The following is a 21,134-nucleotide window of genomic DNA, read 5'->3' as shown; positions in this document are numbered from 1 at the left end:
ATGGGGGACTGCGTAAGATGAAAGGTCATGTAGATGAAATTTCATTAGATGGGTATCTTCTACACATCTATACACCTCCCGTATCTGTGAATCCTAATGAGCTGTATCCTGTGCTGTATGTGCAGGATGGCAGCTCTTTATTTCTAAGCGGGTTGGATGAACTGGAAAGAGGTTTTTCTACGGGAGAGCTGCCCCGTGTGATACTGGTGGGCATTCAGCCCGTGAATCGGCTGGACGATTATACGCCTTGGAAGGCAGCTGCTTTAGTAGAGGGAAGACCTTCTTTTGGCGGTGGCGGAGATGCCTATCTGGCGTTTGTGGTTACAAAAGTAATGCCCTATGTCGAGGCAAAATATCCAGTGCAAACTGGGCTGGAGCATACCGGGCTGATCGGTGCTTCGTTGGGTGGACTGATTTCCATGTATGCGGCCTTCCAGTATAAGCACATATTTGGACGCATTGGTTCGATCTCGGGCTCATATTGGTTTCCCGGTATGATCGATTATATGCAATCTGCATCATTTGCCACTGTAATGGCTGGGACACACCGGGTATATATCTCTGTCGGGACCCGTGAAGGGGAAGGGAAGACGAATGTACAAAAAGACATGGTTCCGCTGACCCTTCAGGCACACGAGGTGCTCCTGACACAGGGACTTGACACAAAAGATGTGCTGCTTGAGCTTGATCAAGATGCGGTGCATCGTGTAGATTGTTTTCAGCGTCAGTTTCCTAAGGCCATTCAATGGTTTTTCGGATAGCTTCTAAGGGAATACGAATTTCATACAACAACTTCAAAGGATTGGAGAGCGTGGAGTCTCTATGTCTTTGGGGTTGTTTTTTTTGTATGTATTTTTCGTATAATAGAGAAATGTTAAAAATTTAAAGTTATACGTCATTGAAGTGAGGGGAGACAACGATGAAGAAAAACCGTCTGGGAGCTTCGGATTTGCTGGTAGGTGAGATTGGCTTGGGATGTATGTCGGTCGGTACGGAGGAGCAGCAAGCTGTTTACTTGATCCATGAAGCGTTAGACAGGGGCGTAAATCTGTTGGATACGGCCGATTTGTACCAGCATGGACGCAATGAAGAAATTGTGGGGGCAGCCATCCGTGGACGGCGCCAGGATGTCATCCTGGCGACCAAGGTCGGCAATCGGCGTATACCGGGGCAGGAGGGCTGGGGATGGGACCCGTCCAAGAAATATATCCTGTCAGCCGTTAAAGAGAGTCTGCGCCGCCTGGGAACGGATTATATCGACCTGTATCAGTTGCACGGAGGGACGATTGATGATCCGATCGATGAAACCATTGAGGCTTTCGAGCAACTGCAGCAGGAGGGTGTCATCCGCTACTATGGTATTTCTTCCATTCGCCCGCATGTCATCCGTGAATATGTGGAACGCTCGAATATCGTTAGTGTTATGAATCAGTATAGCTTGCTGGATCGGCGTGCAGAGGAAGAAGTACTGTCTTTGCTTCAGGAGCGGGGAATTAGTGTGATTGCACGTGGACCCGTGGCGAGCGGCGTATTGGCCGACAAGGGGGAAGAAAAGGCAGCGAAGGGATACCTAGACTATGAAGAAGCAGAGCTACTGGACGTGCGTAAGCAATTAAAGGCATTTGCAGGGGCGGACCGTAGTATGGAGCAGACAGCGATCCGTTATAGCCTGTCTCATCCGGCTGTTGTTGCTGTGATCCCGGGTGCAAGCTCTTTGGGGCAATTGGAGCATAATATTTCTGCTGCCGACATTGCGCCGCTAACTGAGCACGAGCGAGAGACGCTACAGCAAATCAGCCGGGCCAATCGTTATGATGCGCAATACCGCTGATCCGAGCAAAAATAGAATAAGTACATGCTCAAACATGTACTCATTCCAGTTGCAATATATAAAAGAATCATTACAATATAGGAATAAGCCTGATTTATCATTCATATGTGAATGTGAAGATATTATCAATTCACTCTAGGAGGGACCAACGAATGGAACGTATCGAATCTGAGCAGCAATATCAGGATTTAATTAACGGTGACGGTCTAACCGTCGTGAAATTTGATACCAGCTGGTGTCCAGATTGCAAGACGCTAGATAAATTTATGGACGGCATTATGAAGGAGAACGCGGATAAGCGTTTCTTTGCGCTGGATGCCGAGAAGTTTCAGCCGATTGCTGAAGAAAATCAAGTACGCGGCATTCCGAGCCTGCTCGTGTTCCGTAATGGCGAGAAAATTGCTCATTTGCACAGCAAATACGCCAAAACGCCAGCTCAAGTTTCGGAATACCTGACTACGCTGGAATCCAAACAGTAATCAGTACGCATGGTAGGTAGATCAGGACGATCTACCCAAGCCCGCAAAATAGCAAAGGGATATCCAAGGCTGACCTTAAGGCCACTTGGATATCCCTTTTTGGTTATAGGATACCAAACAATGATTACAAAATAATGAAAAAGAACACAGCCGCCAACACGAAACGATAGATGGCAAACGTAGTCAAGCTCAAGCGCTTGAGCAGACCGAGGAACGTTTTGATTGCCAGCATCCCGACGATAAAGGCAGTAATAAAGCCGGCTGCGAACACCGGGAAATCACTCATAGACAGATGATCCATACTTTTAATCATATCAATCCCCGATGCACCCAGCATGACCGGAACAGATACGAGGAATGTAAATTCTGCGGCTGCCGTATGGCTTACACGTGCGAATAGGCCCCCAGACATAGTTGAACCTGAACGAGAGAAGCCTGGCCACAGAGCTAGGACTTGGAACACACCGATGGTAAATGCTTGTTTGTACGTGATCTCATCCAACGTATGTGATCTAATAGGCGGATGGAATTTTTCAGCAGCGATCATGAGCAAGCCCCCGATGACCAAACTGTACAAAACCGTTTCAGGACCAAACAAGTATTGCTTGATTACATCACGGAACAGTACACCAATTACTCCCGCAGGGATCATGGCTAAAATAATATGTAACAGGTTTAGACGTGGCTGGGATGAAATTTTGCGTCTGAAATCAAACAGGCTGAGGAATCTGCGCCAGTATAATACAACGACCGCCATCACAGCACCTAATTGTACGATAACCTCAAATGTTTTAACCGTATCATTCTCGGTGTTCAACCCTAGAAGATCAGCCGTAAGGATCATGTGACCCGTCGAAGAGACTGGCAAAAACTCTGTCAGCCCTTCAATAATACCCATAATAATAGATGATAAAATATCCAATTTACTAGCTCCTCCTTACACGCATGTAGGGCAAACAACCTGAGTCGTTTGCCCTAAAAATATGTCATTTCAGTAGGAGTGAACGCAAGTGCCAAGTGCAGTATGCTGGTCGCTCAGATCACAAAGTTCACTCCTGGGAAGAAGTGTCCGACTCCATTTCCGAGATCGGGGATTTGTGGTGTAAAATAATTTCCACCCGACGAATACGATTTTTACCCATTTCACGAATGATAAATTTCACATCATCTTCTATGAATTCCTTGCCCTGTCTCGGTTCCGGAACCCGGCTATACACCCACCCTCCGACAGTATCCACGTCTTCATCGTCCAATGTCAAGCCCGTCAGATCACTCAGATCGGAAAGCATCACTTTACCATCCATCAAATAACTGTTCTCCGTCAGTTTCTCGATTTCCTTCCGTTCATCCTTATCAAATTCATCCCGAATTTCGCCAACAATCTCCTCCAGAATGTCCTCAATGGTAATCAGACCAGAGGTTCCACCATATTCATCGACCAGGAGAGCGATATGAACCTGCTCCTTCTGCATACGTTTCAACAGCGTGTTGACGGGAATAACTTCCGGAACGGTCAAGATCGGTTGAATCAGGCTATCGAAAACAAGCTCGGGATTGCGATCATACTCAAGGAATAGCTGCTTGGTATTAATCATACCAATGATCTGATCCTTGCTGTCTGTCGCTACCGGAAAACGGGTATACTGTTCTTCGTGAATAGTCTGCATGTTTTCTTTGAGCGAGCGATTCGTAAACAAGCATACCATATCTGTACGTGGCACCATAATTTCTTTGGCAACGGTCTCGTCAAAAGCGAAGATACGATTTACGTAGCCATATTCGGTGTTATTGATCTTACCACTTTCCACGCTTTCGGACAAAATGATCTGAATTTCTTCCTGAGAGTGCGCTTCTTCATGCTCAGTAGCCGGTTGAAGACCGAACAGACGAACCAGGCGATTGGCCGAGCCGTTAAGGAGCCAAATAAACGGATACATAATCCGGTTAAACCACACGATGACTGGAGAGGTTAACAGGCTGACAGCTTCCGCTTTGCGGATCGCCAATGTTTTGGGAGCCAGTTCGCCGATCACCACGTGCAGGTAAGTTACAATGACAAATGAAATAATAAAGGCCAGGATATGTGAAAACTCCCCATTGATGTTGAGCTGTTGAAAGAGAGGCTCCAGCAGTTTGACTACAGTTGGTTCACCGAGCCAACCGAGTCCTAACGCTGTAATCGTAATACCAAGCTGACAGGCAGACAGGTAGCCGTCCAGATTATTGACGACTTTTTGTAGCGCCAGTGCGTTTTTACGGTTCTCCACCACCAGCTGATCTACCCGGCTGGAACGGATTTTAATAATCGCAAACTCGGTAGCCACGAAGAAAGCACTAAATAAAATCAACACCGCAAACAAAAATAGACTGACACCTATACCCATATAATTTTCACTCATCCCTTTTTCGTTCAATTTTTTAAGGAACTCTATTTTGAGTTCACTTGAACTTATTTTAAGAACTTAAAAGAAAATATACAAGGTTCATATGGAATCGTAGCAGGTCACCTACCTCTAATTTACACGAAAAATAAGGCATAATAGTACCCGCACGGCTCATTGCTTCACTTTACAAGCCTAGTTTAAGGGCGTATGATGAGTTCTAATGAACTTGAAATGCAATAAAGGGAGGAAAGCAGATGGAGTCTTTTACCCTCACTCGCCGTGATATGGCCCATTTGTTGCTGGCCATGGAAGGCCGCAGCGAATTGCAGCCTTTGGCTGTTCTTCAGGACGCCTGGAGACGCACTCATAGCCATCTTGCCCGTTCCGGTAGTACCATGCCGACATTTCTATATACCGAAGTGACGCCTGTGCTGGATAAAATCATCAAGGGCAAGCACAGCGCAGCCTTTTCGCTGCAGGAGATCGTTTCTTTAGGCCAACTGGTGGAATATAGTCATGTCTCACTGGCCTCTATGCAAAATTGGGTCAAACGTGATTTCAAGGAGTTCCTCGGCGCTCCGAAAATCGGCAAAAAATACTCAGTCAACCAGGCTGCTATATTGCTCATCGTGGAAGATTTAAAATCATGTCTTGATTTTGAATCTATCCGTCAGCTATTTTATATCCTGTTCCAACAGCCAGAAGATGATACGGATGATCTGATTCAGCCGGTCGATTTGTACGCTGCATATTCAACTTTATTTGAAGAGCTGGATGCGAACGGAGACCAACTGCTTGATGTGGCAGGAGCAGGGTATGCAAAAGACAACGGAATTTCTGCTACAGGACAGAAACGTCAGGAAGCTGCGACAGAAGAACTGCTGGTACAAGCCGCAGATCAATATACTTGTCGTTTGCAGCATTTGACCCCTAACCAGTGTGAAGCAGTGCGTAATACTTTGCTGGTGGCAGCGGTATCGGTGCAAAATAGTTATTTTTTGTCGATGGCACGTCGGTATGTGAATGCCACGTTGTTTCTGGATTTTCAAGGATAGATCAGGATTGGCGCAAGAAGCCGATCCTATTTTTTTGCTCTTTTTTGAGGATTGTCTACCCTTTTGGAGACTGAAAAAGTATACAAAAGAGGTATATACACTCAAACGCTGTCAAAGATACAATAAACATATATAATCCAGCAATTGGAAAAATTTTGAATATCTCTTCCAAAGCATCTGGATACACACACAGGAGGTAATGGCATGTCCGATGTCTCCATCATCATTTGTACCCGCAACCGGATCGAAGACCTGACACGCTGTATACAATCTATTGCTGCACAGCAACAATTGGAGCATACAGCTGTAGAACTGCTGATTGTTGATGACGGCGATATTTCCGACCAACAGATTGAACAGTACCGTCACATGGTGTCCGGATTGCCTCAAGGTGTTCTCAAATATTATAAAAAAAGTCGTCCCGGCGTTTGGTTATCCCGCTATGAGGCCTTGTCTCTCGTACGGTATGATATTGTGCTGTATTTTGACGATGATGCCGAACTGGACGATAAACTCTATATCCGGCGCTTGCTCGATACCTACGAACAGGATGACACGATTGTAGGTGTTGGAGGGATTGCAAAGGGACTACATTCAAGCCGGGCAGGAAAGCTGCTTGGCGTTTTGACTTTTCAGATGTCTTCTTCCCTTGGCAAGCTCTCGCCCAGTAGTCTGGCAGGTTCTTTGCTGCGTTGGAGCGAAGCAACCGAGACTTTTGACACTGAATTTTTCCATGGCTGCAATATGTCATTTCGGAGGGATGCGCTTCGGGACATGAAGCCGTATCCGTGGATGACCAGCTATGCGGTGGCTGACGATTTGTACATGTGCCAGTTAGCGAGTCGTTACGGCAAACTGGTGATTAATCCCGACTTAATGATCATCCATCATGAATCTCCAAGCTCGCGCGATAAGGCGGGCAAAGTAGCCAAGGCCACAGCGATTAACCACTATTATTTTCTTGCCCTGAAAAAGGCAGGATTTATCCAGTATGGAGCTCTTTTATGGACCTTAACCTACTTGATGCTCAAAGAAACGCTGCGCCGTAATTTTAACGCAGCAGATGGATACAAGCAGGGGGTGTTGTTCATTCTGAACCCGCGTAAGCAAAAATATAACGAATATTTAGGCCCGGCGGTTCAGTAATCTGTTTTATACCATTGACAGGATAAAGGGGGAGTATGATGTTAAGCTTGTCCATTGCTCTGTGCACCCGCAATCGGGTTGACGATCTGACCCGATGCATCAATTCAATTGCCATGGGGGGAGCACCAGAGGCATGTGAAACCGAGCTGTGGATTATTGATGACGGAAAACTGCCAAAGCATGTGCTGGAACGTTATGAGCATCAGTTGAGCAGAGCGGGAATTGCCTACCGATATCATCGTAAGGAGCAGCCCGGACTATGGTTATCACGTGTAAAGACGGTGGAGCTTGCGCAAGGTGACATCATTTTGTTCCTTGACGATGATGTTGAGCTGCCGAGTAACTACTTGAATGAGTTAATACGCACCTATGAGGCGTACCCGCAGGCAGTTGGTGTTGGCGGCATAGCACAGGGAATGAGTAACAGCTTCATGGGTACAATTCGCTGCTTGCTTTCGTTCCAGCAATCTTTGTCCAAAGGGAGATTGTCCCTCAGCGGTCAATCCGGCTCGATGTACAACTGGCATAAGGCCAAGAAGACGTTTAAGACCCAGTTTTTTCATGGTTGTAATATGTCATTTCGCCGTGATGCGATTCTAAGTCTGGAGCCGGTACCTTGGTTGCAAAGCTATAGCGTCGGCGAGGATTTATTACTTTCCCGTATCGCCATGAAAAGCGGTCCATTGTATATTAATCCGGCCCTTACGCTGCTTCACCATGAATCGCCGTCCTCGCGCGACAATATGGAACAGGTTACTTATATGCGGGTGATGAATCATATTCATCTACTACGTGACGAGGGATCTGGGCCGATCGGTTATGCAGCACTATATTGGACGACGTTGTATCAGATTTTAAGGGAGAGACCCAAAAAAAATCATAAAGCCATTCAAGGCTATAGAAGAGCACTGAAAGAGATTTTCTCAAGTACGAAGGAGCCTGTTAGTGGAGGCCAGTTGTCTGAACGCAATTCAAAAAAAACGGTAGGCTGATGGAGGTGCGTCAAAAGACGCGATGTGAGCATAGAGACGAGAGGCTTAATAAGGAACAGGAGTTGGACGTAACATGAGCACATGGACAGCAGCAAGGAAAGTATTCACGGGTGACAGTCTCGCCAAAACGATCATGCGCACGAGCTTTAACAATTTTTTTGTGCTAATCGTCACGACCCTGACTTCCATCCTGACCGCACGTATGCTCGGAGTAGAGGGGAAAGGTGAACTGGCGGCTGTTCTGTTCTGGCCTACGCTGATCGGCAGTGTATTGAGCTTCGGCTTGCCAACCTCGTTAATTTATAACCTTAAGAAGAAAACAGGCACGACGGAAGAACTGCTGGCGTTGTCGCTCTGGATTCAGTTGCCTGCCAGTCTGTTGGCGGGAGCGGTGGCCTGGATATGTATGCCGCTGTGGCTGAATGGCTATGGTGCAGACATTATCCAACTGTCGCAGATTTATTGTGCGGCAGCAGTACCGTTAGCTGTGCTTACAGCACTTACGACGGCATTATCGCAAGGACTGGATCGGTTTAGCGTATATAACGGCCTGCTGTTTTACTATCCGTTACTGAATTTCATCGGTCTAGTGACCCTGTGGCTGATGGGCTTACTCAATGTGCAACTGGCGGGGGCAGTGAATTTTGCCGCGAGTTTCCTTGCGCTCATGTGGGCGTTCCTCCGTTTGCGCAAGCATATGAACCTACGCGCATTTCGTCCGTTGACCAGCCGCCAAGTGCTGCGCCCTTATTATAGCTATGGAGCGCGGGTGTATGGGATGGAGTTGATGGGAACGCTGTCCACACAAACGGACAAAATCGTCATTGTGGCGCTGCTGTCACCCAAAGCGTTCGGTCTGTACTCTGTTGTCTACGCCTTGTCCCGTGTGTTCAATGTGGTGCAAAATGCCGTCACTAATGTAACCTTCCCGAAAGTGACAGGCATGGAACACAGCAAAATTGTCGAAACGGTGGGTCGTGCTTTTCGCATCTCCATGGCTGCGATGCTCATCGTCATTGTGCCGGCTCTCTTTATTGGTCGATACATGCTGGGTTTGCTGTACGGGCCCGCTTTTCTGGAAGCATCGCTAACGTTCTACCTGCTATCACTGGAATGTATTATCGGTGGTGGCTCATGGATTTTGGCTTCGGCCTTTAACGCACTCGGTCGTCCGGGACTGGTACTGTTCCGGCAAATTGTAGCCTATGCGATCACCGTCGGTCTGTTTTTTATTTGTACACCGATCTTCGGTCTGGACGGCATTGCTATTGCTTTGCTTGTAGGTGCTTGTGTACGGTTGGCGTTCTCGCTGTTCTCGTTCCCCATGTTTTTCAATGTTCCGCTATCCCGGATCATTTTTGATAAAAGTGATATTACATTTGTCTTGCAGACTATACAAAAGAAGCGCAGGAAGGGAGAACTGAAAGATGCCGAATTCGCATCCCATGGCTAAACTGAAAAATAAGCTGAGCGTCATTCTCGACGTAGTCCCTCAAGGTTCGAACATTATTTATGTCGATTATCCCGTCTATAATAACGGTGGGGACGTACTGATCATGAAAGGCACCGAAGCGTTCTTTAGGGATAATGGTATTCGTGTCCGTGCCCGTTATAGCGCCATGGATATTCCCGATCAGCTTCATATTCCGGGCGACTGGATTATCGTATGCCACGGCGGTGGCAACTTTGGCGATCTATATTCAAATCACCAAAATTTGCGGGAACGCATCGTTCGTGATTTCCCTAACCACCGAATTGTAATCATGCCGCAGACGATCCACTTCCAGTCTGAACAAAAGGCTAATGAGGTGGCGGCTCTGTTTAATGCCCACCCGGATCTACATATGTTTGTGCGGGATACACGCTCTTATCAGTGGGCTAAGGATAAACTGAACCAGTGCAGTATCACATTATGTCCAGATATGGCACACCAGCTTTGGCCATTGAAGCCGACTACGGAAACCGTGAAGGACGTATTGTACTTCCTGCGTACAGATATTGAAACGGTAGGAGGACAAAAGAAATTCGATGACGAGGCTGATGCCTCTCACCGTCTGGACTGGGATACTTTATTCACTCCGCTGGAAGTGAAGGGGATCGTCTATTTCCAAAAGTTTTACCGTCTGAATAAGAAAATCGGCGGCCCGTTGCCTACGCGTACATTCTGGTACAAGTACACCGACCATCTCATGAACAAGGCGGTTACGCTGTTCAGCTCTTACCGCGAGGTTCGCACTTCACGGCTGCATGGTCATATTCTGGCCTGCCTGCTTGATATGCCGCATGTTGTCATCGATAATTCTTACGGCAAGAATTCGCAATATTATAATACCTGGACACAGCCGAATCCGAAGGCGAAGCTGTTCAGTGAAGCACCCGAAGCATTAGAGCAACCGTCTTAATCGTAAGAAAAGCTATGTAAAGACCTCCTGAACACTTCAGTTTAGGAGGTTTTTGGTTCAGTGCTATAAGAACATAAGTATAATTTAATTAGATAAACAATTAAGGCAGTGAATATTTAATGGCTTTATATAGAGAGGGCGCATCATGGCTTCTCTCTCCCATACCGCTCTATTTTGACAATTCATTTCATGAATAGATATAATTTATGGGATAAAACTTGCAGAAAAGCGGGGAATTCTCCAGCTTTTGCTGTACATCACATGATCGTAATATTTATTTAAATGAATCGAGGCTGACGAATGAGCAATCAATCGATGGACATGCTTCTCACGAAGGATATCGTGCGTGAAGGGGAACCGATTTTGCGCACAAAGGTTGATCCGGTATGTCTGCCGCTGTCTGAAGAGGATCTTCAACAGATGCAATGGATGCTGGATTACCTGAAAAATAGCCAAAATGAAGAGCTGGCCACCCGCTATGAGCTGCGCCCGGGTGTAGGGCTATCCGCCAACCAGGTTGGGTTGAATAAAAGAATGTGTGCTATTTATTATGAAGATGGAGACAAAACGGTAGAATATGGCCTGTTTAATCCGAAGCTGGTCAGCCATTCTACATCCATGATTTACTTGGAACAGGGTGAGGGATGCTTGTCTGTAGATCGGTACATACCCGGATATGTACCACGTTACGAGAAGATTCGCATCAAGGCCAATTTACCGGATGGAACTCAGGAGCTGTTAACGTTTAAGGGGTATGCAGCGATTGTCGTACAGCATGAAATGGACCATCTGGATGGCATTATGTTCTATGACCGTATCAACCCGGAAGATCCGTATAAGCTGCCACAGGGAGTGCATATCGAACCTTTTGTACGTAAATAGTTCGTGATCCGTAAAGTGTGGTGACTCCGTTCACCACCTTTTTATTTGGCAAGAAAATATGGATATAAATGTTGTGAAGCTTTAAACTGAAAACATGTAAGCGCTTATCTCACAGGAGGGATGGCATGTATCGTGGAGTAAGGCATCTGATGAATAATATGCGTATGCGGAATAAGTTGCTCTTCTCCTACGTACTGATTGTCATGATCCCAGTGCTGTTGGTGGGCGGCTGCGTTATTTTTTATTTGCGGGAGCAGGCACTGGACAGTGCGATTGCCCAGACGGTAAATAATGTGGAAAAGATTAAGAGCCAGACAGCAAATTTATTACGTGTACCAACAGATATTTCAAATGGGCTAATGTTCGATAAAAGGCTAAAGGAGATGGCGAACCGCCGTTATCCCGGCATGGTGGAGCTCATGAATGCGTACCATCAGTACAAGGATTTTAATGAGTACACCCAGCAATATAGAGAGGTTGCTACTATCCGGTTCTATTCTTACAATCCGACGTTGGTCAACAATCTGGAGTTTATTCCTGTGGACGCTAACATTGAGCGGCAGCCGTGGTTCCAGGCGGCTTTGAAGGGGACGGCGATTAACTGGTTTTACATTCAGGATAAGGAGGATAACCCAGTTAATCGCCTCAGCCTGGTACGGCAAATTCCTTTTCCCGAATACAATTCCAAGGGAGTTCTGATGATTGCACTGAGTCAGACCGAGTTGAATCATATGCTGAGCAAGGAGCCCTTTGAAACCTTGATTACGGATCGTAACGGAATTGTGGTCGCAGCTACCCATCCGCAGTCAGTAGGTCGGACGTTGACGGATTTACATTTAGGCTTTGATGTCCAGCGTGCAGGTAAGGGGATATATGAAGCAAAAATTAACGGAACGCCCTCGAACATTATTGTGGATGAACTGCTGCCAACCTCAAGTGTGAGCGGATTGACGATTATTTCGGTGTTTTCAACGGAACATATCGTGCAGGGGGCAAACCGGGTCAGCCTGATTGGTGCATTATGTGTACTAGCGGTACTCATCATGGCGCTGATTCTGATTACCATCATTTCCTGGCTTATTACCAAACGGCTTCAGCGGCTGAGCTATGAGCTGGGTCAGGTAGCTGCGGGTGATTTTCATGTGGTATCAAGTGTGGAGGGAAGGGACGAGATCGGTGATTTATCCCGCCGTTTCAACTACATGGTGAGTAGTATCCGCCAGCTTATGGCCCAGGTCTATGAGACGAGTGAGCATAATAATAAGCTTGAATTGGCACAAAAGGATATCAAGTTAAAAATGATGGCAAGCCAAATTAATCCGCATTTTCTGTTTAACGCCTTAGAATCCATTCGAATGAAAGCACACCTGAATGGGGAAGCGGAGATAGCAACGACGGTTCGTTTGCTTGGCAGGCTGATGCGCAGGAATCTGGAGATTGGCAGTGGTAAAACAACCGTATTACAGGAGCTGGATATGGTGCGATCCTATTTGCAAATTCAGCAGTTCAGGTTTGGAAATCGTTTGGTCTATGAAGTGAATTTGGAAGAAAGCGCGAAGGACATGTCGATTCCTCCCTTAATCATACAACCGTTAGTGGAAAATGCAGTCATTCATGGCCTAGAAAATAAGGAAGAACCAGTTACCGTAAAGGTAGATATCACAATAGAACAAAGAGAGCTGCACATTAAAGTGGCTGATGATGGAATTGGCATGGAGGAAGAGCAACTGACCCGTCTGTTGGCTCGGATCACGGGTACGGAGGAGCCGGAAGGGAGCAGTATTGGTCTACGCAATGTTCATCAACGTCTGACATTGATGTATGGTGAACGTTATGGTCTGCATATTGAAAGCGCATTACAGGTAGGAACAACCGTATACTTTTCCATACCAAGGGAGGAAGCGCCGAATGTATAAAGCGATGATTGTAGATGATGAGCCTGCGATTCGTGAAGGACTGTCTTCCATTATTGACTGGGGAGATTGTGGCTTTCGCATCGTCGATACGGCTGAGAACGGACGCGAGGCTTTGGAAAAGTTCGGAGAGCATCGACCGGAACTGGTCATTGTAGATATTCGTATGCCTGGGATGAGTGGGTTGGAGGTTATACAAAGCATACGCCAAATGAATGGGGAGCCGTATCACTTTCTCATTTTAAGCGGATATGCAGACTTTAATTATGCTAGGCAAGCCATGGGATTCGGGGTGGATGGTTATTTATTGAAGCCCGTTGATGAGGAAGAAATGACGCTGGAGCTAAAGCGAGTACGGCAAAGCATTGAAAACGAAAAGGGAGATGGAAAGTGGGGAAGTCCGTCTTCGCATGAGCGCGATTGGATCGAAGCATTGCTGTTTCCGGTTCATGGAGAACATGCTCGTAATGCTGTAGAACCCAGCCATCGTGCATCCAAGCAAGACGAACATCAAAGTAGCGGTGAAAAACACGGACAACAGCCTGAATTACCAGCATTGGACTGGAGTAGCTATCAGGTGATTCTGCTGGATTTGCGTATACCTGACTGGGATCGGCAAGCCCGGCAGTTGGCAGCAAAGCAGCGGCTGGCCGAATTGTGTCGTAAGCAGGGTAGAGGCATTGTGTTTGAGGCTGGAATATATACGGGTCTATTGCTTCCCGCCATGTTAAAAACGGAAAAAGATGCTGTTCAGTTGCTGGCTGCATGGCGACAGGAGCTAAAACCGTGGGTAAATGAAATCTATGGGGCTGCCGGCGCTCCGGTAGACATTCTTAAGGAGATCCCCAAATCTTTTGAGCAGGCGTTACGATTATTGGAGCGTACGTTTTTGTTCCGGGCAGAAAGAGTCATGCTTCCCGGCGACCTACATGAATGGGAGACAGTCCCTGCTGAAATGGATGAAGCGTCTGACAGAGCATCAGATGATCCCATGCGTTATGCAGAAAAGCTGTACTACGCGCTGGATATGGCTAATGGTAAAGCGGCGACCCGTGTCATTAAGGACATGGAAGTCCAATTTCCCCAGATTTATCGTACAGAATCTGCAATTAAGGCGGCCTTCGCTCAGACATTCACACTCGCACTGAACAAATATGCAGCTGGACAGGAACACAGCCGGACCGTGCTGGAGGAGCATTCCAACTTGATTACCAATGTATATGCCTATTCAACATTGGGCGAGCTGGTGGATCACTCGCTCGAACATGTGTTGCAGTGGATTGGCCAGACTGATACGGGTGGCAAGGAGATCATCATGAAGCAAATGATTGACTTTATACATGGTCATTATGATGAAAATTTGCGACTGGAGTTACTGGCAGATATGTTCAATTACAATAGTGGGTATTTGGGCAAACTGTTCAAAAGTCATACAGGCGAGGCTTTTAATGCCTACCTGGATAAGGTAAGGATTGAGCGAGCAAGGGAATTGCTTGCACAGGGGATTAAGGTACACCAAGTGGCGGACCGCGTGGGGTATGCGAATGCAGATTATTTTCATAGTAAATTTAAAAAGTATGTTGGAATGTCACCTTCCTCTTACCGTAATCAGGTCCAAAAGAACGGAGGAACAGATGGCTGTTGATCGATTCCCTAGGTTTAACGTTATGAAGTCTCTCTTGCAGATGTCGGAGGTATATCCTCCGAATGAAGAGAGGCTCTTTTTTTATATATTGAAAAAAGACCGATCAATAGAAAATGTCACATTGATTATGGATTTTAGGGCATTTTCATAAAAATGCCATCGTTATGACACAACTTTGACACGATGTTCACATTTTTGATTCTATTTCATTTAAATTTATTCTATATAATGGGGATAATCTGAAGCCCGGTTATGGCAACCATGGGGAAGTTAGCTAAGTGAGTCATTTCCTAAAAAAGTGACGGTTTCATATGTAACAATGTGAATACAATCACAAATATAAAAGACTTCAGATCACAAACATTAAATCATTGTTAAGGGAAGTACAGAGGAGGAGCAGCATCATGGACGTATTGGATTTGGCACGGTTGCAGTTTGCAACCACTACGATTCTTCATTTTGTTTATGTGCCAATCTCCATTGGATTGTCATTGTTGGTGGCAATTATGGAGACTATGTATGTTATCAAGAAAAAAGACTTGTACAAAAAAATGGCTCAATTCTGGGGAACGTTTCTGCTGATTAACTTTGCGCTGGGCGTAGTTACCGGAATTTTGCAGGAGTTCCAGTTCGGAATGAATTGGTCGGACTTTTCCCGTTTTGTCGGTGATGTATTTGGTACACCGCTAGCCATTGAAGCATTGCTTGCATTTTTTCTGGAATCAACCTTTATCGGCCTATGGGTATTCGGCTGGGAAAGACTATCCAAAACTGTCCATTTAGTTTGCATGTGGCTAGTAGCGATCGGTACGATGCTCTCGGCTTTGTGGATTTTGGCTGCTAATTCATTCATGCAACGTCCCGTAGGATATGGGGTTGTAAATGGCCGGGCAGAAATGCAAGATTTTGCTGCTTTGTTAACGAACGAGCAGCTTTTGTGGGAGTATCCTCACACCATCTTTGCTGCTATTGCAACTGGAGCTTTCCTGGTAGCAGGGATTAGTGCTTGGAAGCTGATGCATAAAAAGAATATGGACTTCTTTAAACCTTCTTTTAAATTGAGCATTATTGTTGCATTAATCTGTGCCATTGCTATTCCTTTGTTTGGTCATGGACAGGCTCAATATTTGATCAAAACACAGCCCATGAAGATGGCAGCCAGTGAAGCTCTGTGGGGAGACAGTGGCGATCCAGCGCCTTGGACGATTATTGCCAATATTGATCCTGATAAGCAGGAAAATACCTTTGAGATTAAGGTTCCGTTTGCACTGAGCTTTCTGTCGTATAGCAAGTTTTCCGGCTCTGTGCCTGGTATGAAGGAGCTTCAAGCACAGTATGAAAAGACCTACGGTCCGGGTGATTATATTCCGCCTGTCCGTACGACCTTCTGGAGCTTCCGCATTATGATTGCGGCAGGATGTGCCATGATCGCACTTGCTCTGTACGGAGCTTATCTGAGTTTTCGACAAAAATTGGAGGGCTCCCATCGTTGGTTCTTCCGTCTTATGCTGTGGGGGATATCACTCCCGTTCATTGGCAATACCGCGGGCTGGATCATGACAGAAATGGGACGTCAGCCGTGGACTGTATTTGGTTTGCTGCAAACAAAAGATTCTGTTTCACCTACCGTTGTAGCAGGAGAAGTGTTGTTCTCACTGATTGCATTTACGACGTTGTATCTCATTTTAACGGGTGTATTGGCATTCCTGTTTGCTCGTACCGCTCGTAAAGGCCCAGATATGGAGCCGCATCAGCATACGGTAATTCATGATCCATTTGCTCAAGGGGGTGACAGCATTGTCGTTAAATGATTTATGGTTCTTATTGATCGCTGTGCTGTTTACAGGCTTCTTTTTTCTAGAGGGCTTTGATTTTGGCGTAGGGATGGCTACGGGATTAGTGCCGCGTAATGACCAACAAAAACGTTTGATGATCAATACGATTGGTCCATTCTGGGATGCCAACGAAGTGTGGCTGATTACAGCAGCAGGTGCGATGTTTGCCGCTTTTCCGCATTTTTATGCAACGATGTTTAGCGGATATTATCTGGTATTTGTGTTTATTTTGCTAGGTTTGATCTTGCGAGGAGTCTCCTTTGAGTTCCGGGGCAAGGCCGAAGGGAAAGGGTGGACAGGAACGTGGGATGCTTGCATTCTGATTGGCAGCTTCCTGCCGCCGATGCTGTTTGGCATGGCCTTTGCGGCTTTGGTGAAGGGTGTACCTATTCAGCAAAACATGGATCTGAAAGCCGGATTCTTGGATGTGTTCAATGGATACACCGTATGGATTGGACTGACCGTGGTCGGAATGTGCCTTATGCACGGGCTGACGTTCATTTCTCTGCGGACGATTGGTGAAGTAAGGGATCGTGCTCGTGTGATCGCGTCCAAATTTCTTCCGGTGTTGGGGATTTTGCTTGCTGGTATGGTGGTATGGACTTATTTTGCAACGGATTTATTTGCACGTCGCGGTCCCTTTATGTATGTTGCGGTTGCAGTGGGGATGGTTGCCTATGTGCTAACATGGTATTTCCTGAAGCAGCGCCGTGAAGGATGGGCTTTCGGGATGACCGGTGTCATCATTTTGCTAAGCTTCGTTTCGTTATTCGTTGGCTTGTTCCCAAGATTTATGGTGAGCTCGATCAACAGTGCTTTTGATTTGACGATATATAATGCAAGCTCCAGTCATTACACACTGAAAGCCATGACGATTGTTGCAGCAACGCTTTTACCCTTTGTGTTGGCTTATCAGGCGTGGAGCTATTTTGTTTTCCATAAGCGTCTCAGTGAAAAGGATCATCTGGAATACTAATGGATAAAGCCTGGTTTGAATTAAAGGGCATTCGGCCAGTAATGCTGCTGCTGGCCGCCCTTTCCCTGCTCCAGGGAGCAGCGGTAATTGCACAAGCCATCTTTTTGGCAAAGGCTATTACGATTTTATTTAAACAAAATCCGCTAGTAATGGCTTGGCCATCGCTGGCGTTGTTTTTCGCGGCTTTTGCAGTGAGGCATACGATGATCTGGCTGCAACGCCGGACAGCCGGTCGTTTTGCCGAAGCAGCAGGCGCTTCCTTACGGGAGCGTCTGCTTGCGCGTTTGTTCGAGCGGGGCCCGGGCTTTGCTGCGCGGGAAGGAAGCGGCAAGTTGGTGACGCTCGCGCTGGATGGCGTGGATCGATTTCGCAATTATTTGGAAATATCCATTCCTCGTATGATAGACATGATGGCTGTAACCTTACTTGTACTTGTGTATGTTTTCACATTGGATATGATTTCAGGTGTGATTTTGACGACTACGATGCCGATTCTGGTGGGCTTCTTTATTTTACTCGGCTTGGCGGCGCGAAAGCAGGCAGACAAGCAGTGGCGTTCCTATCGTCTGTTATCACATCATTTTACGGATTCGTTGCGTGGACTACAGACACTAAGGTTTTTGGGACGCAGTCGGGCGCATGGGGAAAGCGTAGGGAAGGTCAGCGACCAGTATCGTACAGCCACGATGCGTACGCTGCGGGTAGCGTTTCTTTCTTCATTTGCCCTCGATTTTTTCAGTATGCTGTCGGTCGCTTTTGTAGCGGTAGGCTTGGGTCTGCGTCTGATTAGTGGTTCAGTGGGACTGGAGGCAGCGCTTGCGGTGCTTATTCTGGCACCGGAATATTTTATGCCTATACGCCAGTTGGGATCAGACTATCACGCCTCATTGGATGGTAAAGAGGCTTGGGGAGCGATTCGCTCGATTCTCGGTGCAGAAGAAGAAGCGACGGAGACGAATGCACAGACAGTTCATGATAAAGGATTAGACATCACGGGGCAGGACATCCTCAAGCTGTCTGATGTGTGTTTACTTAATGAAGACGGCTCTGCCCGGCTAGAACATGTGTCTGCAAGTGTTGAACCGCACATGAACATGATCGGCATCGTCGGAGCGAGTGGTGCAGGCAAAACGACATTGCTTAGTCTGCTTGGCGGCTTTTCTGACCCGACTTCAGGTGAGGTGATCCTTAATGGATGCCGATTATCTGCGGATACCAAAGCTGAATGGCAGCGGTATATTGCCTATATTCCACAGCATCCTTACCTGTTTAGCGCTACTTTGGCAGATAATATTCGCTTTTATGAGCCGGAGGCATCCAACCAGCAGGTAGAGTGGGCGATTGACGCGGTTGGACTGCGTGAGCTGGTGGACGGTCTTCCGAGTGGGTTGAATGAGCCTATTGGTGAAGCAGGCCGGACATTGAGCGGAGGACAGGCGCAGCGGATTGCCTTGGCGCGCGCTTTGCTCAGTGACCGTCCGATTATTTTATTGGATGAGCCTACGGCGCATTTGGATATTGAGACAGAATGGGAATTAAAACAGACCATTTTGTCCGTATTGAAACACAAGAGGATGTTTCTTGCCACCCATCGACTGCATTGGATGCCGGATATGGACTGTGTCTGGATGATGAATCAAGGTCGTCTGGAAGAGGTAGGTTCCCATCAGCAATTGGTTGCACAAAAGGGAGAATATTATCGATTGCTGACGGGAATGTCGGAAGGAGGGAACGGACGATATGAGAGCAACAGGCGATAGCAGCCAAGGCTGGTTTTTGCTTTATCTAAAACAATACTTTTGGGCCTTTCTGGCAGCTGCTCTTTTGGGGGCGCTGTCCATTGGGTGTGCAGGCGCGCTGCTCTTTACGTCCGGCCATCTGATTACTCGTTCGGCCTTAAAGCCTGAAAATATATTAATGGTGTATGTGCCCATTGTGCTTGTGCGAACGTTTGGTTTTAGTAAAGCCGTTATTCAGTATCTGGAACGCTTGGTAGGTCATGATGCTGCGCTGCGGCTTGTGTCTCGTATGCGGGTACGCTTGTATCGGGCAGTGGAACCGCAGGCGCTGATGATTCGCAGCAAATTTCGTACAGGGGATCTATTGGGATTGCTGGCAGAGGATATTGAGCAGCTTCAAAATATCTATCTGAAGCTGGTTCTGCCTGCGTTATCGGCTTTGCTGATATATGCAACAGGCATCTTGGCGCTTGGCTGGATGGATGGAACATTTGCCTTGCTGATGGCGCTATATGGGGGATTTTTGCTTTTTATCGCCCCAGCTATCTCACTTTGGACCTCACTCGCCAAACGGCGTACGTTCAAGCAGGAACGGAGTAAATCTTATCAGGAACTGACGGATGCTTTGTTCGGCATGAGTGATCTGGTGCTGAGCGGACGAACTGGGCATTTCCTTAGCACCTTTACACAACGGCACAAGAGGGCTGCCATGGTGGAAAATTCACTTCGCCGGAACGAGTGGTGTTCTCATTGGATCGCACAATGCTTTGTAGGTGGAGGAATTGTAATTATGACTGTGTGGGCCGGAGGACTGGTAGCACAGGGTCGCATTGAAGCGACATGGCTGGCATCCTTTGCGCTAGTAACTTTTCCGTTGCTGGATGCTTTCGTTCGCGCTGGGGAAGCGGTGGTTCATGCGCCGGAGTATCAGGATTCACTTCGACGGCTAAAGGATTCCGAGAAAGGTACATCTGCACTTGCAGCAGGATCAGATGCAGGACAACCAGCAGTAGACGATGTAGCAGATACTAAAAAGGAACAGGCTACCGCTCAGCGATTAAGCCACGGGGGAGACCTTCTGCTGAACAACGTAAGCTACCGCTATGCGGCAACGCAGGAATGGAGTGTGCGTAATATCTCCCTACACGTACCACAGGGGGGCAAGGTTGCATTGCTTGGCCGCAGTGGTGCGGGTAAGTCTACGCTGCTGAATCTGATTCAAGGAGCATTGCAGCCTGATGAAGGCAGCGTCACTGTCGCAGGAGTGCCTGTATTTACAGGTGGAGCATACTCCAGTCTATTTGCGGTGCTAAACCAGCAACCGTATTTGTTCGATACGACGGTAGCAAACAATATTCGATTGGGACGACCCGACGCCACGCTGGATGAGGTTCGTGCAGTGACGGAGCAGGTAGGGCTTGGAACCCTGATTGATTCTTTACCAGAGGGTTACGATACAAGAATGCAGGAGACGGGTCTTCGCTTTTCCGGTGGAGAAAGACAGCGCATTGCACTGGCGCGGATTTTGTTGCAAAATCACCCGATTGTTTTGCTGGATGAGCCGACCGTGGGGCTTGATCCGCTGACGGAGCATGAACTTATGCAGACGATGTTTCGCGTGCTGGAAGGCAAAACATTGATCTGGATCACTCATCATCTCACAGGAATGAAGCATATGGATGAGGTGATCTTTATGGAACAAGGCACCATCTCCATGCGAGGCAGTCATGATGAGCTGTGGCGAGATCATACCCGATACCGTAATCTGTATAAGCTGGATCATCCGGGTCTGGAAAAACAGTAATGATCACCGTGTCGGATAATATGGTTCATCTGCTATAAGCTTTGAAACAAG

The 21,134-nt window shown here is 47.0% G+C and carries 17 protein-coding genes; 15 read left to right on the top strand and 2 right to left on the bottom strand.

The window, feature by feature from the left end:
* Nucleotides 1–17: 17 nt before the first annotated feature.
* The 3 genes from ACH59B_RS21465 (at nucleotide 18) to ACH59B_RS21455 (ending at nucleotide 2,310) form a co-directional block, all read left to right on the top strand.
* Nucleotides 18–761, top strand: coding sequence for an alpha/beta hydrolase (locus ACH59B_RS21465; protein WP_153794462.1), 744 nt, complete (start codon nucleotides 18–20; stop codon nucleotides 759–761).
* A 158-nt stretch (nucleotides 762–919) separates the two neighbouring features.
* Nucleotides 920–1,831 carry an aldo/keto reductase gene (locus ACH59B_RS21460; RefSeq protein WP_031462257.1) on the top strand — a complete coding sequence of 304 codons (912 nt, stop codon included), beginning with the start codon at nucleotides 920–922 and terminating at the stop codon, nucleotides 1,829–1,831.
* Between the two features lie 152 nt (nucleotides 1,832–1,983).
* Nucleotides 1,984–2,310: a thioredoxin family protein gene (locus tag ACH59B_RS21455; protein WP_019688638.1), complete on the top strand. Its 327-nt coding sequence runs from the start codon at nucleotides 1,984–1,986 to the stop codon at nucleotides 2,308–2,310.
* Nucleotides 2,311–2,434: 124 nt separating this feature from the next.
* On the opposite strand, the gene bacA is transcribed toward ACH59B_RS21455, so the two are convergent.
* Both bacA and ACH59B_RS21445 read right to left on the bottom strand, forming a co-directional pair.
* A complete protein-coding gene (gene bacA, locus ACH59B_RS21450) occupies nucleotides 2,435–3,232 on the bottom strand; it encodes an undecaprenyl-diphosphate phosphatase (protein ID WP_017425548.1) in 798 nt (265 codons plus the stop codon).
* 127 nt (nucleotides 3,233–3,359) lie between these two features.
* Nucleotides 3,360–4,724: a hemolysin family protein gene (locus tag ACH59B_RS21445; protein ID WP_017425547.1), complete on the bottom strand. Its 1,365-nt coding sequence runs from the start codon at nucleotides 4,722–4,724 to the stop codon at nucleotides 3,360–3,362.
* Nucleotides 4,725–4,948: 224 nt separating this feature from the next.
* On the opposite strand from ACH59B_RS21445, the gene ACH59B_RS21440 reads away from it, so the two are divergent.
* The 12 genes from ACH59B_RS21440 to cydC all read left to right on the top strand — a co-directional run bounded on the left by ACH59B_RS21440 (nucleotide 4,949) and on the right by cydC (nucleotide 21,083).
* The gene (locus ACH59B_RS21440) at nucleotides 4,949–5,749 is read left to right on the top strand and encodes a DUF1836 domain-containing protein (protein ID WP_017425546.1); all 801 of its coding nucleotides are present in this window, start codon (nucleotides 4,949–4,951) and stop codon (nucleotides 5,747–5,749) included.
* A 204-nt stretch (nucleotides 5,750–5,953) separates the two neighbouring features.
* Nucleotides 5,954–6,895, top strand: coding sequence for a glycosyltransferase family 2 protein (locus ACH59B_RS21435; protein ID WP_017425545.1), 942 nt, complete (start codon nucleotides 5,954–5,956; stop codon nucleotides 6,893–6,895).
* Nucleotides 6,896–6,933: 38 nt separating this feature from the next.
* A complete protein-coding gene (locus ACH59B_RS21430; protein ID WP_019688637.1) occupies nucleotides 6,934–7,887 on the top strand; it encodes a glycosyltransferase family 2 protein in 954 nt (317 codons plus the stop codon).
* Between the two features lie 73 nt (nucleotides 7,888–7,960).
* Nucleotides 7,961–9,340 carry a lipopolysaccharide biosynthesis protein gene (locus tag ACH59B_RS21425; protein WP_013373123.1) on the top strand — a complete coding sequence of 460 codons (1,380 nt, stop codon included), beginning with the start codon at nucleotides 7,961–7,963 and terminating at the stop codon, nucleotides 9,338–9,340.
* A complete protein-coding gene (locus ACH59B_RS21420) occupies nucleotides 9,315–10,289 on the top strand; it encodes a polysaccharide pyruvyl transferase family protein (protein WP_019688636.1) in 975 nt (324 codons plus the stop codon). The genes ACH59B_RS21425 and ACH59B_RS21420 overlap by 26 nt, the downstream gene beginning before the upstream one ends.
* Before the next feature lie 300 nt (nucleotides 10,290–10,589).
* The gene (def, locus tag ACH59B_RS21415; RefSeq protein ID WP_016820341.1) at nucleotides 10,590–11,171 is read left to right on the top strand and encodes a peptide deformylase; all 582 of its coding nucleotides are present in this window, start codon (nucleotides 10,590–10,592) and stop codon (nucleotides 11,169–11,171) included.
* 125 nt (nucleotides 11,172–11,296) lie between these two features.
* A complete protein-coding gene (locus tag ACH59B_RS21410) occupies nucleotides 11,297–13,087 on the top strand; it encodes a sensor histidine kinase (RefSeq protein WP_019688635.1) in 1,791 nt (596 codons plus the stop codon).
* Complete coding sequence (locus tag ACH59B_RS21405) at nucleotides 13,080–14,729, top strand: response regulator transcription factor (protein WP_019688634.1); 1,650 nt, start codon at nucleotides 13,080–13,082, stop codon at nucleotides 14,727–14,729. The genes ACH59B_RS21410 and ACH59B_RS21405 overlap by 8 nt, the downstream gene beginning before the upstream one ends.
* Nucleotides 14,730–15,133: 404 nt before the next feature.
* Entirely contained in the window at nucleotides 15,134–16,540 is a 1,407-nt protein-coding gene (locus tag ACH59B_RS21400) for a cytochrome ubiquinol oxidase subunit I (RefSeq protein ID WP_019688632.1), read from the top strand.
* Nucleotides 16,527–17,540 (top strand): cytochrome d ubiquinol oxidase subunit II, encoded by a 1,014-nt coding sequence (gene cydB / locus ACH59B_RS21395; RefSeq protein ID WP_016820336.1) that lies wholly within the window; start codon nucleotides 16,527–16,529, stop codon nucleotides 17,538–17,540. The genes ACH59B_RS21400 and cydB overlap by 14 nt, the downstream gene beginning before the upstream one ends.
* Nucleotides 17,540–19,300: a thiol reductant ABC exporter subunit CydD gene (cydD, locus tag ACH59B_RS21390; protein WP_016820335.1), complete on the top strand. Its 1,761-nt coding sequence runs from the start codon at nucleotides 17,540–17,542 to the stop codon at nucleotides 19,298–19,300. The genes cydB and cydD overlap by 1 nt, the downstream gene beginning before the upstream one ends.
* Nucleotides 19,281–21,083 carry a thiol reductant ABC exporter subunit CydC gene (cydC, locus tag ACH59B_RS21385; protein WP_016820334.1) on the top strand — a complete coding sequence of 601 codons (1,803 nt, stop codon included), beginning with the start codon at nucleotides 19,281–19,283 and terminating at the stop codon, nucleotides 21,081–21,083. The genes cydD and cydC overlap by 20 nt, the downstream gene beginning before the upstream one ends.
* The last annotated feature ends 51 nt before the right edge of the window (nucleotides 21,084–21,134 follow it).

The organism is Paenibacillus sp. DP01 (assembly GCF_044784315.1).
In the GTDB taxonomy this organism is placed as follows: domain Bacteria; phylum Bacillota; class Bacilli; order Paenibacillales; family Paenibacillaceae; genus Paenibacillus; species Paenibacillus polymyxa.
This window is presented reverse-complemented; position numbering and strand designations above follow the sequence as displayed.